10 protein-coding genes are annotated in these 14,417 nt (G+C 64.3%); 2 read left to right on the top strand and 8 right to left on the bottom strand.

Translation table 11 applies throughout. From position 1 onward, the window contains the following. Positions 1-11: 11 nt before the first annotated feature. Positions 12-2,156, top strand: coding sequence for an adenylate/guanylate cyclase domain-containing protein (locus tag NLM32_RS22185; RefSeq protein ID WP_254131010.1), 2,145 nt, complete (start codon positions 12-14; stop codon positions 2,154-2,156). Positions 2,157-2,166: 10 nt separating this feature from the next. On the opposite strand, the gene NLM32_RS22180 is transcribed toward NLM32_RS22185, so the two are convergent. The 5 genes from NLM32_RS22180 to NLM32_RS22160 form a co-directional block, all read right to left on the bottom strand. Next, positions 2,167-3,618 carry an HlyD family type I secretion periplasmic adaptor subunit gene (locus NLM32_RS22180; protein WP_254131009.1) on the bottom strand — a complete coding sequence of 484 codons (1,452 nt, stop codon included), beginning with the start codon at positions 3,616-3,618 and terminating at the stop codon, positions 2,167-2,169. Then, a complete protein-coding gene (locus NLM32_RS22175; RefSeq protein ID WP_254131008.1) occupies positions 3,605-5,737 on the bottom strand; it encodes a type I secretion system permease/ATPase in 2,133 nt (710 codons plus the stop codon). Before NLM32_RS22175 ends, NLM32_RS22180 begins: the two co-directional genes overlap by 14 nt. A 22-nt stretch (positions 5,738-5,759) precedes the next feature. Beyond that, complete coding sequence (locus tag NLM32_RS22170; protein ID WP_254131007.1) at positions 5,760-8,609, bottom strand: calcium-binding protein; 2,850 nt, start codon at positions 8,607-8,609, stop codon at positions 5,760-5,762. A 240-nt stretch (positions 8,610-8,849) separates the two neighbouring features. Then, positions 8,850-9,095, bottom strand: a complete 246-nt coding sequence (locus NLM32_RS22165; RefSeq protein WP_254131006.1) for a hypothetical protein — start codon at positions 9,093-9,095, stop codon at positions 8,850-8,852. Between the two features lie 77 nt (positions 9,096-9,172). Continuing rightward, positions 9,173-10,255 carry a YncE family protein gene (locus NLM32_RS22160; protein ID WP_254131005.1) on the bottom strand — a complete coding sequence of 361 codons (1,083 nt, stop codon included), beginning with the start codon at positions 10,253-10,255 and terminating at the stop codon, positions 9,173-9,175. A gap of 455 nt (positions 10,256-10,710) precedes the next feature. On the opposite strand from NLM32_RS22160, the gene NLM32_RS22155 reads away from it, so the two are divergent. Further along, positions 10,711-11,604 carry a class I SAM-dependent methyltransferase gene (locus NLM32_RS22155; protein ID WP_254131004.1) on the top strand — a complete coding sequence of 298 codons (894 nt, stop codon included), beginning with the start codon at positions 10,711-10,713 and terminating at the stop codon, positions 11,602-11,604. Between the two features lie 74 nt (positions 11,605-11,678). Here the strand turns inward: NLM32_RS22155 and NLM32_RS22150 are convergent, their stop codons facing one another. From NLM32_RS22150 to NLM32_RS22140, 3 genes are all read right to left on the bottom strand, one after another. Then, positions 11,679-12,179 (bottom strand): hypothetical protein, encoded by a 501-nt coding sequence (locus NLM32_RS22150; protein WP_254131003.1) that lies wholly within the window; start codon positions 12,177-12,179, stop codon positions 11,679-11,681. A gap of 166 nt (positions 12,180-12,345) precedes the next feature. After that, positions 12,346-12,798 (bottom strand): DNA polymerase III subunit chi, encoded by a 453-nt coding sequence (locus tag NLM32_RS22145; protein WP_254131002.1) that lies wholly within the window; start codon positions 12,796-12,798, stop codon positions 12,346-12,348. Between the two features lie 6 nt (positions 12,799-12,804). Beyond that, positions 12,805-14,304 carry a leucyl aminopeptidase gene (locus NLM32_RS22140; RefSeq protein WP_254131001.1) on the bottom strand — a complete coding sequence of 500 codons (1,500 nt, stop codon included), beginning with the start codon at positions 14,302-14,304 and terminating at the stop codon, positions 12,805-12,807. Positions 14,305-14,417 lie beyond the last annotated feature (113 nt).

Genomic DNA, 14,417 nt, shown 5'->3' with positions numbered 1-14,417 from the left:
GGTCCGCAGCCATGCATGCAGCAGATCGTACGCCACGCATCCCGATATTCGTGACCGTGCTCACGCTTTTCGTACTCGCGGCGTTCCTGCTCGGAACCGCGCTGACGGTCACTAACTACCTCGAGACCCGCAGAGCAGCGATCAGGGCAGCCTCGGACAGCTTCAAGACGACGATCGATCGGATCAACGAACGGCGGCTGGGCTTCTTTGCTCCCGCGTTCCTGATCGCGGCCCAGCTCAGCGACGCGCCCGCGGTCCGGCAGATCGCGGGGCTGAAAGCTTCAATCGAGCCGCTGATCCTGACGAGCCTGGCGCTCAGTCCCCAGATTTCCTCAACTTACGTCGGCTACGAAAATGGGGACTATTTTCAGATCCTGTCCATCTCGGAGGCTGAAAGCTCCTTTGTCTCGGCCTTGAGCGCGCCTCCGACGACCCGGTTCGCGATACAGGAGATCAACCACGATGAAGCCGGGGTGCGCACCGAGACCTGGCGATTTCTCGATGCCGGCCGGCGTCAGGTCGGCACGCGCAACATTGCCGCCGATTATGATCCGCGCCTTCGCCCATGGTATCGCGATGCGAGGGCGCAGCCGCAGAATATCGTCCGGAACGTGCCCTACATTTTCGCCACCACATCGCAGGCGGGAATGACTCTCGCCAAGGCCTTCGAGGGCGGCGCCGTCGGCGTCGACATCACTATCGACCGATTAATGGCCTATGTGCGGTCCGTCCGCCTCAATGACAGCCATCGCTTTGTGGCCTTCGACGAGCAGAAGCGGCTTCTGGCCCACTCCGATCCCAGCCAGATGTTCAAGCCATCCGGCATCAATGGAGGCGACGCGATGCAGGTCGCGACCGTCAGCGAACTTTCCGATCCCGTGATTCAGGAAGCCGTACGACTATTCGAGCAGAACGGTCCGTTTTCCCTGGTCCGCTTCCATGCCGCAGGCGCGGACTTTCTCGCAACGGTCGTTCGCCAGGTCGCAAGGGACGGCGGCGCGTTCTTCGTGCTCTATGCGGCGCCACTTTCGGATTTCATGGGCACGTTGGCCGATGCCGCAGCGCGGAGCATCCCGCCTGCCCTGCTCATCTTCGTGTTGTCGCTGCCGGCGATCGCCTACCTCGCGCATTCGATCTCGCGGCCCGTCATGAAGCTCGCCGGCGAGGCGGATCTGATCCGGGCATTCAAGCTGGACGATCCGATCGGCTTCGGCTCGCGTGTCCGGGAACTCGATGTGCTGATCAGGTCGATGTCCGGGATGAAGAGCACGCTCCGCGAAGTGACGAAGTTCGTCCCGAAGGCGCTCGTGAGGGACATCCTGCAAAGCGAGACGGTTGTCGCGGTCGGCGGCGAGACCCGCAACGTCAGCATCATGTTCACGGATGTCCAGGATTTCACGTCGATGGCCGGTGTCACGCCCGCCAAGGATCTGATGGTGAATCTGTCGACATATTTCGAGGAACTCGCCTCCGTGGTCATCAGCGAGCAAGGGACCGTCGACAAGTTCATTGGCGACGCCATCTTCTCCTTCTGGAATGCGCCGCTGCCGGTTGCGCGGCACGAACACGTGGCCTGTCGTACGGCGCTCAAGTGCCGGGCGGCGGCCCACCGCCTTGGAGAACGCTGGAAGGCAGACGGCCTTACGCCGTGGCACACCCGTTTCGGGCTCCACGGCGGCGAAGCGATCTTGGGCAATGTCGGCTCGACCGACCGGATCGACTACACCGCCATCGGCGATACCGTGAATGTCGCCTCCCGGATCGAAGGCCTCAACAAATATTACGGCACCGAAATCCTGGCGAGCGCAGAGATCGCGGACCTCTGCTCGGACGCGTTTCTGTTTCGTCGCGTCGACAGGATCCAGCCGAAGGGCGCGAAGAGGTCACTCGACCTCTTCGAGCTTCTTGGCGCCCTCGAGGGTCCGGAGGATTGCCTTGCAACGGCTGATATGACCGACATCGTTCGCGATTGGCACCGCGTTTACGAGGCTTACGCCAGCCGGGATTGGATGCGTGCGTTCGAGGCGCTGGAGGCGTTTGCCCGCGCCCGTCCGGACGATGTGCTGGCCGGAATCTACCTCGACCGCGTGGTCGGCTTCCTGCTCGAACCACCTCCGGACGATTGGGATGGAACGATCCGGTTTACCAGGAAGTGAGGCGCGCACCCTAGCGCTCCCGCATGATGTCGTGCCGGTAGCGCTGCAGCGGCGACAGCAGATAGCTCAGAATGGTGCGCGAGCCGGTCCTGATCTCCACCGTGACCGCCATGCCCGGCGTGAGGCTGACGAGGCGGTCGTCCACCTGCATTTGCGTGCGGTCGAGCGAAATACGTGCGCTGTAGCTCAGCTCCTGCCCGGTGGGCTCGCTGCTATCGTGCTGCGCGCCGGGCGCGCGGTCGCCACGCTCCGGCGGACGGTCGCGAATGATGGCGTCCTGCGAGACGCTCTCGACGCGGCCTTGCAGCAGGCCGTAGCGGGTGAAATTGAACGTGTCGATCTTGATTGCGGCGCCCTGCCCGGGCTCGACGAAGCCGATGTCGCGGTTGGAGATCATCGCCTCGATCTCGAGCCGGGTATCCGACGGCACGATCACGAGCAGCGACTGCGCCGGCGTGACCACGCCGCCGACGGTGTGGACCGCCAGCTGCTGCACGACGCCGTCCACCGGTGACGTCAGTCGCTGAAGCTGCGTCCGCTGCTGCGCCTTGATCAGATCGCGCGCGAGGCCGTTGGCTTTCTGCTCGCTCTTAGCGAGCTCGTCGGACAGGCTCTTGCGATACTCGGCCACCGCCTGGATGCGGGTCTCCCTGATCGCGGCGACGGCGGACTCGGCTTCCTTCAGATGGCTGCGCTGGACCCCGAGCTCCTCCTGCTGCTCGATCTGGAGCTGGAGCGTCTCGTAATAGGTCAGCTTCGAGCCGATCTCCTTCTCCATCAGCGTCCTGCGGATATCGACGCGCTGCTCGGTCACCGGGAGCAAGGCACCGAGCTTGTGGATCGTCGCCGCGATCGTCTGCTGCTCGGCGTTCTTCTGCGCCTCCTGGCCGGCAAGCGCCGCGAGCTTGGCGCGGTGCTCGCCAACCTGGCTGGCGAGAAGTTGCTGCTGCGTCGCGACAAGCAAGGGATCGGTATCGGCGGGCGGGACCAGATTGGCGGGACCATCTTCGCCGGCGGCAAGCGCCGCGCGCAGGCGCGCGCTGTTGAGCCGTTCGGCCATGAGATCGTCATGCAGATGGTCGCGCTCCGCGGCATTGACGGTCGGATCGAGCTCGATCAACACGTCGCCGGACTTGACCGCCTGCCCGTCCTGCACATGGATGGCGCGTACCACGCCGGTCTCGAAGGGCTGCACCACCTTGCTGCGGCCGCTCGACACCACCTTGCCGGTCGCGGACGCCACGATGTCGATCGTGCCCCAGGCCGACCAAGCCAGCGCCACGCAAACCAGGGCCATCAGCGCGAACGCGATGGCGCGGCCGATCGGCGACGGCGGGGTTTCCGTGATCTCCAGCGCCGCGGGCAGGAACGCGGTTTCCGCGGCGCTCCGGTTCTTCGTAGTCCGGAACGGAACGACAGTCTGCTCCGGCTTTCGGGCCGGTGCGGTGCTAGCCGACCTCATAGAGTCCTCCCTGAAGCCGGTGCAGGTTGGCATAGCGGCCGCCGCTCCTGATCAAGGCATCATGCGTGCCGTCCTCGACCAGACGGCCGCGCTCCAGCGTGAAGATGCGATCGGCGCCGCGGACGGTGGAGAGACGATGCGCGATGATCAGGACGGTGCGGCCCTTCGCGATGTCTTTCATGTTGTCGTGGACGATCCGCTCGCTTTCGTAGTCCAGCGCGCTGGTGGCTTCGTCGAAGATCAGGATGCGCGGATTGGTCACCAGCGCGCGGGCGATCGCGATGCGCTGACGCTGGCCGCCCGAGAGTGTCGAGCCGCGCTCGCCGACCACCGTGTCGTAGCCTTCGGGAAGCTCAAGAATGAAATCATGCGCGCCGGCAAGCCTTGCCGCCTCGATGATCCGGTCCATCGGCAAAGTCGGATCGGCGAGCGCGATGTTGTCCCGCACCGAGCGGTTGAACAGCATGTTCTCCTGCAGCACCACGCCGATCTGTCGCCGCAGCCAGGCCGGGTCGGTCATCACCAGGTCCATGCCGTCGATCAGCACGCGGCCGCCCTGCGGCAAATAGAGCCGCTGCACCAGCTTTGCGAAGGTGCTCTTGCCGGACCCCGACGAGCCGACGATGCCGACGGTCTGGCCGGCCGGAATATCGAAGGAGACATCATGCAGGATTTCCGGCCCATCGAGCCGGTAGCGAAACGCGACGTGCTCGAAGCGAATGTTGCCCTGGAGCGCCGGCAGCCCGGCGCGGCCCGCGGAGTAAGCCGGCTCCGCGGCACTGTTGAGGATGTCGCCGAGCCGCGCGATCGAGAGCCGCGCCTGATGGAAATCCTGCCAGACCTGCGCCAGCCGCAGCACCGGCGCCGAGACGCGGCCCGCGAAGATGTTGAAGGCCACGAGCTCGCCGACGGTCAGCGCATCGCCGATCACCAGCCGCGCGCCGACATAGAGGATGCCAGCGGTGACGACCTTGCTGACGAACTGCACGAGCTGGCTTGCGGTGTTGCCGAGGCTGGTGACACCAAAGCTCGCCGAGACGTAGCCTGCGAGTTGCTCTTCCCAGCGGCGCTGCATCTGCGGCTCGACCGCCATCGCCTTCAGCGTCTCGATGCCAGAGACGCTCTCGACCAGAAACGCCTGGTTCTCGGCGCCGCGGCGGAATTTCTCCTCCAGCCGGCGGCGGAACAGCGGCGTCGCGACCGCTGAGATCGCGATGTAGAACGGGAACGATCCGAGCACGATGCAGGTCATCAGCGGCGAATAGGCGAACATCACCGCCAGGAACACCGAGGTGAAGACCAGGTCGATGAGCAGCGTCAGCGACGATGAGGTGATGAAATTCCGGATGTTCTCGAGCTCGCGGACCCGCGCCACGGAATCGCCGACGCGCCTCGCCTGAAACCAGGCCATCGGCAACGCCAGCAGATGATTGAACAGGCGCGCGCCCAGCTCGACGTCGATGCGGTTGGTCGTGTGCGAGAACAGATAGTTGCGCAGGATTCCGAGCATGGTGTCGAACAGCGAGACGACCACGAGGCCGACGACGAGCACGTCGAGCGTCGACAGCGAGCGGTGCACCAGCACCTTGTCGATCACGACCTGGAAGAACAGCGGCGACACCAGCGCAAACAGCTGGAGGAAGAACGAGGCCGCCACCACCTCCCCCAGCAGCCGCCGGTACTTGCCGATGGCGCCGATGAACCAGGTGATGTCGAAACGGCGTCCGAGGTCGGATAACCCTGCACGCCGGGTCATCAGGATCAATCCGCCGCCCCAGATCACAGCAAACTCGTCGCGCTCCATGAACACGGGCCGCTGCGTCGTCGGCGACTGCACCAGCACCTTGTCGGCGGAGGCTTTTGCGATGACCATGAAGCTGCCGTCACGCAGCATCGCGATCGCCGGGAGCGGAGTGTCCGACAGGCGGCTCCACTGCGTTCGATGGGTTCGCGCTTTCAAGCCGAGGGATTTGGCGCAGCGGATGATGTCCGCTGCGCCAAAATGGACCGCACCTTGCCGGTGCCTGAGCTGATCGCGGTCGGCCGCCACGCCTTGCAGGTGAAGCAAGGTCAGGAGCGCGTCGAGCCCCGTATCGGTCGAGACCACGTGCGTCGTCATGGGCGTTCTCCAGGCCGGAGCGTCAGGCGTGCTGCGGCGGAGCGAGCGTCTGGGTCTGCGCCATGTGCGGATCGGCCAGCGGCATCACGCCATGGCCGTCGCCTGCGGGAACGAAGCTCGCCGCCATGGCCTGGTTGAGCAGCATCGCGGCCGCCATCGCCCCACCGTCCTGGATCAGGACGTTGTTGCCGGTGCCGCCATCGAGGACGTCCTGGCCGGGGCCGCCGATCAGCACATCGTCACCCGCGCCACCGGTCAGCGTATCGTTTCCGGAGCCGCCGATCAGGACGTCATCGCCGTTGCCGCCATTGGCGACGAGCTGGATGCCGCCGTGCAGGCCGGTGGCGGTGATGACATCGTCGCCGTCGAGGCCGTTGATGACGAGCCTGTCGCCCGCACCGGCATCGGTGATGTTGATGTCCTGGCCAAGCCCGGACACCGTGATGATGCCGTCGTGCTCGGTCACCGTGATGACGTCGGCGCCACTGGTTCCGTTGATGGTCACGGTATCGGCGGCGCCGTCATTGGCGCCGAGGTCGAGATTGACCTGGTTCACGCCGGTGCCGGAGAGATCATTGACCGTGATGTTGTCGGCGCCGCCCAGCGCATTGAAGTCGATATGCTCGATGTTGTTCACGTCCATCGCGATGTTGGCGACATCGCGGGTGAACAGCACCCTGCCGCCATTGGCCGAGATGTTGATGTTCTCGCTGACATTGGCGCCGTTGAACAACAGCGTATCGGTGCCCTTGCCGCCTTCGACGGTGTCGCTGCCGTCGCCGGGATTCCAGACGAAGGTGTCGTCACCGGCGCCGAGATTGGCGACGTCGTTGCCGCGGCCGCCGTTCACGACGTCATTGCCGGCGCTGCCGGTGATGGTGTCGTTGCCGTCGCCGCCGTTGATGTTGAGGCTGAGGAGCTGTCCGGCCTTGATCGTGGAGGCGTCGATGACATCGTTGCCACCTCCGCCGTTAACGGCGAGCACGTCGCCGGCGTCGGCATGCGCGATCGTGACCTGCGCGGCCAGGCCGTTGACGTCGATCGAGCCGCCCGAGGCGACGACCTTGATGGTGTCGTCGCCGGCGCTGCCGTTCACCGTCACGCGGTCCGCCGCGCCGTCGCCGCTCTGACTGCCGGGGCTGGCGCCGAGGTCGATCGCGACCTGGGTGACGTCGGTGCCGGTGAGATCGTTGACCGTGATGTTGTCGGCACCGCCGGCAGCAGCGATCTGCACGTGCTCGACGCCGTTGATATCCATGACGACATTGCCGACATCGCGGGTGAGCAGCGCGCGGCTTCCATTCGCCGAGATCGACATGTTCTCGGCCACGTTGGAGCCGTTGAACACCAGCGTATCCGTTCCCGTGCCGCCTTCGACGACGTCGCTGCCGTCACCGGGATTCCACGTGAAGATGTCGTCGCCCGCACCGAGCAGAGCCAAATCGTTGCCGCGGCCGCCGGTGACCTTGTCGTTGCCGTCGCCGCCGATCAGGGTGTCGTTGCCCTGGCTGCCGGTGATGGTGTCATTCCCTGCGCCGCCGTCAATGGCCAGCCCGATCACCGCAGCGAGCATCGACGCATCGATGACGTCGTTGCCGCCGAGCGCCTGGATCACCAGCCGGTCGTTGGCAGCCTCCGCATTGGCGATGGTCACGATCTCCGGCAGGCCCGTCACCGTGACCGTGGTGCCGACGGCCGTGACCTGGATGTGCTGATTGCCGTTGGTGCCGTTGACGGTCACGGTGTCAGCCGCGCCGTCGCCTTGCGTGCCGCCGGGAACGGCTCCGAGATCGACCAGCACCTGCTTCACGCCGGTTCCGGTGAGATCGCCGACGGTGACGTTGTCGGCGCCGCCGCGCGCATCGAACTCGATCTCCTCGATGCTGTTGAGGTCCATCGTGATGTTGGCGACATCGCGGGTGAAGCGCACCCTGCCGCCATTGGCCGTGATGTTGATGTTCTCGTTGATGTTGGCGCCGTTGAACACGAGCTTGTCGTTGCCCGATCCGCCTTCCACGGTGTCGCTGCCGTCGCCGGGATTCCAGATGAAGGTGTCGTCACCGCTCCCGAGTTGGGCGACGTCGTTGCCGCGGCCGCCGTTGACGATGTCATTGCCGGAACCGCCGATCAGGAGATCGTTGCCGTCGCCGCCGGTGATCGTGTCGTTGCCGGCGCCGCCATCGAGTGTCAGCGAGATCAGGCTGGCGAGCCCGTTTCCGGCCGTGATGACGTCGTCGCCACCGCCGGCGTGCAGCACGAGATTCTCGGTCGTGCCGATGTCGAGCGAAAATGGCGCGGTGCCCGTCCCGTCGAACCGCACGCGGGTGCCGTTCGCGGTGATCGTAAATGTCTCGGACGCATTGCTTCCGTTGATCTGCGCCGTGTCGTTGCCGTCGCCGCCCTCGAAGACGTTGCTGCCGCCGCCGGGATTCCAGATCATGAGGTCGTCGCCGGCCTCGCCGAACAGCTGGTTGTTGCCGCTGCCACCGTCGAGCGTGTCGCTGCCCGCGCCACCGAACAAGAGATCGTTGCCGCCGCCGCCTTTGATCACGTCGTTGCCGGCCTGCCCGAACAGCAGATCGTTTCCCGAGCCGCCGGTGATCCTGTCATTGCCGTCGCCGCCGAAAATGTTCACCGCCGGCATCGCACCGTGGCTTTCGTCGACGGTGATCGTGTCGTCACCGCCTTGACCGAAGACATCAATCGCGTTCGTGTTGGCCACGGTGGGATCGCCACCGACCGTCTTCACGTGCCCGTTATTGATCAGGATGCGTCCGGACTTGTCGCGGCCTATCACGAGGCCGTTATTGGCGCTGTCGCCGAAAATCGTGAGCTGCCCCGTAACCGGGGAAAAAACCGAGGTAATAGACATCCAAATATTCCTTCGATCGATCTAGCCCCTCCTCTCGATCCGTAGCAGCCGCCATCAAGACAATCTTGGAGCGTTGCTTGAGACGCGCGTGATTATTCTGGAGATTTCCTCCAGATTTGCGGCGGATGTGACGGCTGGCACATTGCGAGGCGCTCGATCACGTTTCACAACCGCGCGATTTTCCATCGGCGCGCGCGAGCAGCACGGGCGGCACATCGAAACCAAGCGCCTTGGCCGTCTTCAAATAATGACCAGTTCGTAGCGGCGCGGTGCCTGGATCGGCAGATCGTGCGGCGAAGCGCCTTTCAGAATGCGATCAATATAGTCGACGGATGCGCTGACCAATTCATCCCAGACGAATGTGTAGGATATCAGCGCCCCGCCATCGACGGCGCCCAGCACCGAATTCAAGGCGGGCACGTGAAAGCGGGCGCACTGGGCGACGATGTGATCGCGATGCCCGTTGGTGAAGGGTTCGGGAATCACGAGCGGACCGCTGTTCTGCGACCGCACAGTTCGACAAGAAGAGCTAGCGTCCGCCGACGATTCCGGAGAACGCCCTACTACCGCACAGGCCCGCGCATCGAGGCCGGTTGCCCCGGCAATTTCAGCTTTGGCGCAACTTCGGTCAGCTTGCCTCCGGCGAGCGCGAACACCTGCAAATCCTGGTCAATGTAATTGCCCACATAGAGATAATCGCTGCTCGGACTATAGACGACGCCCTCCGGCAGGCCACCAAGCGGCGCGCGAGAGATGACCGTCAGCTTGCCTCCCTCCCCGATCGACATCAGAGCCAACTCGCCGGTCTTGGTCTTGAACCAGTCGCTATCCTTGGCGGAGGTGCCGAGCAGCAGCGGCGCCGCCGCTGTCTTTCCATCTGGCGCGATGGCAAAGCCTTCTGGTCCAATGCCGGGGCTCATGACGTCGACCACGTGAGGATGCGGACCTGTCGCTTCGATGATCACCTCTGCGTCGACGTTGTTCTTCCCTGCACCGGTATTTGAGGCGATGGCGTATTTGCCATCCGGCGTGATGTCGATGTTGTAGGGGTTGATTGCCGACGGAATGTCCAGCGACTTGTCGTAGGTGACCTTGTCGCCATCGATGGACAGCACACCGATCTTGTTCACAAGATTCAGGCAAACGAAGGCGCGCTTGCCGTCCGGTGTGATAGCAACCGCCGCGGCCTGCTGCTCTACAGGCACTTCGGCAATCGCCTTGACCGTCGAACCCTGGATAGAGACAACAGAAACACTCTTGCCATCACGATTGGCAATCAGTGCGAGGTCGCCCTTCTTCGAGATCGACAGGCCGGACGGCTGTCGCCCGACGGTGACCGTATCGATCAACTTCGGCGGCTCCGCGGTGAGGTCGATCACGTACAATTTGTTATCCGGGACTGCTTTCCAGGCGTTGCCGTCCTGAACGTTAGTCACGGAATTCGCGACAAGGCCGAGCTTGCCGTCCGGCGTGATCTGCAGATTGGTCGGTGGCCCCAAAAGCGAATTGGTCAGTGGCAGGTTGGCGCGAATCCTGGGCTTGGCCGGCTCAGAAATGTCGACAACCAGCACAGCGTCGGTTGCCGGCGCGACGTTCACTTGGCCGTCGGCACCAAAGGTGACCTTGCTGTCAAGGCCGATCAGCATGTCATTGGTTCCGGCGATCGCCGAGCCAGTTGCGGCAAAGCAAACCACGCACGTCGCGCAAATTACATTGCGTAAGTCCATGATGCATTTTCTCCCCATCGGCTCGTTTTGATCGAGCTCCTCTTCTACCCTACCTCGCTGCCTCCATGGCGTGCAACCAGAACCGCGCCGTCGCGCGCGAATGGGACGATCCATCGAGCCGCGTGGGCCGTGCGATCAGGCAGCCGACTATTCGATCACGCGATCGGCGCGCGCGAGCAGCACCGGCGCATCTCAACGCCAGGCGCCTTGGCCGTCTTCAAATTGACGACGAGCTCGTAGCGCAATGCTGCAATGAATTCGCGCCGCCGCATGCCCCAACCTCGCCCCTTGAATGCAGGGAGTGTAACTGTTCAAGCGTAACGTTTGATAGATGCCGGATGCATTTCCATCGGACATATCCGGGCTAGCAGAGTTTGCGGCGGCGCATCGCGCGTGGTTCGGCTCCATGCTACGGTGCATGGAGCGGCCTCTTCGGCCGAATGCAATTTCAAACAAGTTATTTTTTTGGGGAGGCCGAGATGTCGTCACCCGAACCGATCAAATTCACCGACGGCGCAGCTTACGAGCGCTTCATGGCGCCGTGGAGCCGATCGGCCGGGACTCTGTTCCTCGACTGGCTGGCGCCACGCTCCGGGCTGGCCTGGGTGGATGTCGGTGCGGGCAACGGCGCGTTCACTGAGCTCCTTCTTGCGAAGTCTGCTCCCTCATCCGTTTGCGCGATCGATCCCTCCGACGGACAAATCACGACTGCGCGCCAAAAAATATCGGCAAAGCTGGTCGAGTTTTCGATTGGCGATGCGATGGCGCTTCCCTACGTCCGCGACCGTTTCGACGTCGCGGTGATGGCGCTGGCGCTGTTCTTCGTGCCCGACGCCCGCAAGGGCGCCTCGGAAATGGTCCGCGTCACCAAGCCGGGCGGGATGGTTGCGTCCTATACCTGGGACATCGTGCGCGGCGGCTCACCCACTCAGCCCCTGTGGGAAGAAATGGACGGACTTGGCAAGCCGGCGATGCGCCCGCCGAGTGCAGACATATCACGTTTCGAAGCGCTGAAGGCGCTTTGGGCAGAGCTCGGTCTGCGCGATGTCGAAACCCGCGAATTGGTCGTCGAACGAACGTTTGCGAATTTCGATGACTACTGGCTATCGATGGTCGTCAGCAGCCCGGCCGGCGTATTGGGAAGGCTGTCGGAGACAGAGAGCGCGGAACTGCAGCGCCGATTGCAGGCGCGACTGCCGGCGAGCGCGACCGGTGAGATCACCGTTCATGCCTTCGTCACCGCGATCAAGGGACGCAAGGCAGCTTGATCCTCTGGACGACCATGCGCGGCTGATCGCGTTGCCAGCCGCAGCCGACTTCAGTGCGAAAGACCGACGACGTGTTACGTCGCCGCTTTCTTCTTCGCCTTCGGCTTGGTCGCCTTCGGGACGACCTGCGGTTCGGGCGAGCCCTCGATCGCGGAGAGGCGTCCGGACGTGAACGTGTAGATGCCGGCGCGCGGACCCGTGGTCCAGGTCACCGTCGCGACGCGACGACCAGCCGCATCGCTGGAGAGATTGACGGTCGAGGGCGCGCCGATACCGCGCACCACGTCGCATTCGGTGTGGCCGAGCGCGACCGTGCCGCCCATCGGCGCAGGCGCCGTCGTCGACGCATTGGCATCGGCAGGTCCGGGCGGCGGTGTCATGCCGGGGCATCCGCCATCGGCGCTGACGAGATCTTCAGCGCCAACCGGCTTGTCGGGGGTCAGGGGCGGCGATTCGATCGAGATGTTCTTGATGAACAGGCGGCTCGGCTTGTTGAACCACTCGGCGTCCTTGGCGGACGCCAGCATGTCGGTTGCGCCCGAGCAGCCCGCCATCAGCGGCGCGACAGCGGCCAACACAACTATGAGCGACTTTGGAAGCTTTTGATGTCGCACGATAAACTAAATTCCCCACGTCAAGGAGCGGCCCTAAGCGATTGTACCAACATCACTTTGCGGCACGAAGGTGGCCGAAACCAGTCTGCCCGAGAAAGTCCAAATTATCATTAATTGCGCGGGGTCGCTAATTCCGACGCTGCCACCGGCCCCGTTCGTCCGCCTGCCAATAGGTGACCTCAAATCCGCGCGTCTTGCAATCGGTCCAGGTGCTGCGGGCCGCCGCGAGCGCATCCGGATCGTCGCCGTTGAACAGCAACACCATGCGTTCATAGGCGTCCGCATCCTGGGGCAGCGCGGCATTATCCACGAGGAACCGGACATTGGCGCCGTTCGGGTTATCCGCCTCGATCGCCAGCACGATCGGCTGCTCGGCCACATCGTTCACCCGCCATGTCGCGTGCGGCAGGAAGGAATCGTCGCGATAGGTCCACAGATGCGCGTCGAGCGCATCGGCGCGCTCCGGCGAGGTCGACTGCACCACGACGCGCCAGCCGCGCTCGAGCGATTTCTCGAGAAGCGGCGGCAACACGTTCTCAACCGTCATGTTTTGCAGATGGTAGAACAGGACTTCAGTCATCTCGCGTTATTTGCGCTCGTAATGATCCGCCACCAGGCGATCGAGCAACCGGACGCCGTAGCCCGACCCCCAGCTCTGGTTGATGTCGGTCTTGGGCGCGCCCATTGCGGTGCCGGCGATGTCGAGATGCGCCCAGGGCGTGCCGTCGACGAAGCGCTGCAGGAACTGCGCCGCGGTGATCGAGCCGCCGTGACGGCCGCCGGTGTTCTTCATGTCGGCGAACTGGGAATCGATCAGCTTGTCGTATTCGGGGCCGAGCGGCAGGCGCCAGACCTTCTCGCCGCTCTCGATGCCTGCGGCGAGCAGGCGCTCGGCGAGCTCGTCATTGTTGGAGAACATGCCGGCATGATCGGTGCCGAGCGCGACCACGATCGCGCCGGTCAGGGTCGCAAGGTCGACCATGAATTTTGGCTTGGCCTTCTTGGCCACGTACCAGAGCACGTCGGCCAGCACGAGACGGCCCTCCGCGTCGGTGTTGATGATCTCGATGGTCTGGCCCGACATCGAGGTCACGATGTCGCCCGGCCGCTGCGCGTTGCCGTCGGGCATGTTCTCGACGAGGCCGATGGCGCCGACCACGTTGACCTTGGCTTTGCGCGCCGCGAGCGCATGCATCAGGCCGACGACGCAGGCCGCTCCACCCATATCGCCCTTCATGTCCTCCATGCTGCCGGCCGGCTTGATCGAGATGCCGCCGGTGTCGAAGCAGACGCCCTTGCCGACGAAGGCGACCGGCGCCTCGCCCTTCTTGCCGCCGTCCCAGCGCATGATCACGGTGCGGCTCGGACGCGCCGAGCCCTGGCCGACGCCGAGCAGCGCGCCCATGCCGAGCTTCTGCATCGCCTTGACGTCGAGCACCTCGATCTTGACTCCGAGCTTGCGCAGCTGACCGGCACGGCGCGCGAACTCCTCGGGGAAGAGCACGTTCGGCGGCTCGTTGACGAGATCGCGCGCGATGATGACGCCGTCGACGACCGCACCGGCCGAGGCAAAGGTCTTCTTCGCCGCGGCGGCATCGCCGACCGCCAGCGAGACGTCAGCGCGGAGCGCGCCCTCCTCGCCGTCCTTCTTTTTGGTCTTGTAGCGGTCGAACTTGTAGGCGCGCAGCCGCAGGCCGGACGCGATCGCGACCGCCTGCTCGCCGGTCATGGCGCCGGTCGCCAGTTCCGCCATGATGGTCATGGCGGTCGTTCCCGCCTTGAGCTTGCCGGCGGCGATGCCGCCGAATTTGAGGAAGTCGTTGCCCTTGAGGCTCGATGTCTTGCCGGTCCCGATCACGATCAGGCGCTCGACCTTCAGACCCTCGGGCGCCAGGATGTCCAGGGCGGCGCCGGTTTTGCCCTTGAATGAGGCGGCAGCCGCCGCCCGCTTCACGATCTCGGCAGCCCCGCCGAGCGCCTTGGCCGTCGCCGGGCCGACCTTTAGGTCATCGTCACAGAACACGATCAGGATGCCACGGGCGGCACTGGTCAACGGGACGAAGCCGACCTTGATGGCATCGGACATGGGTAACTCCTCGAAAGCATGGGGCTTTTACCGATCAGCGGGTCCAACGGAAGGCCAGACCTGAACGGCGATTCACTCGTCTCGCCCCACTATGGGCGAGAAGCGCGGTCGCT

The organism is Bradyrhizobium sp. CCGUVB14, from assembly GCF_024199935.1.
Classification (GTDB): domain Bacteria; phylum Pseudomonadota; class Alphaproteobacteria; order Rhizobiales; family Xanthobacteraceae; genus Bradyrhizobium.
This window is presented reverse-complemented; position numbering and strand designations above follow the sequence as displayed.

Excerpts from the sequence above, each read along its gene's own strand:
- NLM32_RS22175 (WP_254131008.1), bottom strand. The coding sequence starts at position 5,737 with ATGACGACGCACGTGGTCTCGACCGATACGGGGCTCGACGCGCTCCTG.
- NLM32_RS22160 (WP_254131005.1), bottom strand. The coding sequence starts at position 10,255 with ATGCTGATCGGCCTTGACAGCAAGGTCACCTTTGGTGCCGACGGCCAA.
- NLM32_RS22140 (WP_254131001.1), bottom strand. The coding sequence starts at position 14,304 with ATGTCCGATGCCATCAAGGTCGGCTTCGTCCCGTTGACCAGTGCCGCC.
- NLM32_RS22170 (WP_254131007.1), bottom strand. The coding sequence starts at position 8,609 with ATGTCTATTACCTCGGTTTTTTCCCCGGTTACGGGGCAGCTCACGATT.
- NLM32_RS22145 (WP_254131002.1), bottom strand. The coding sequence starts at position 12,798 with ATGACTGAAGTCCTGTTCTACCATCTGCAAAACATGACGGTTGAGAAC.
- NLM32_RS22185 (WP_254131010.1), top strand. The coding sequence starts at position 12 with ATGCATGCAGCAGATCGTACGCCACGCATCCCGATATTCGTGACCGTG.
- NLM32_RS22180 (WP_254131009.1), bottom strand. The coding sequence starts at position 3,618 with ATGAGGTCGGCTAGCACCGCACCGGCCCGAAAGCCGGAGCAGACTGTC.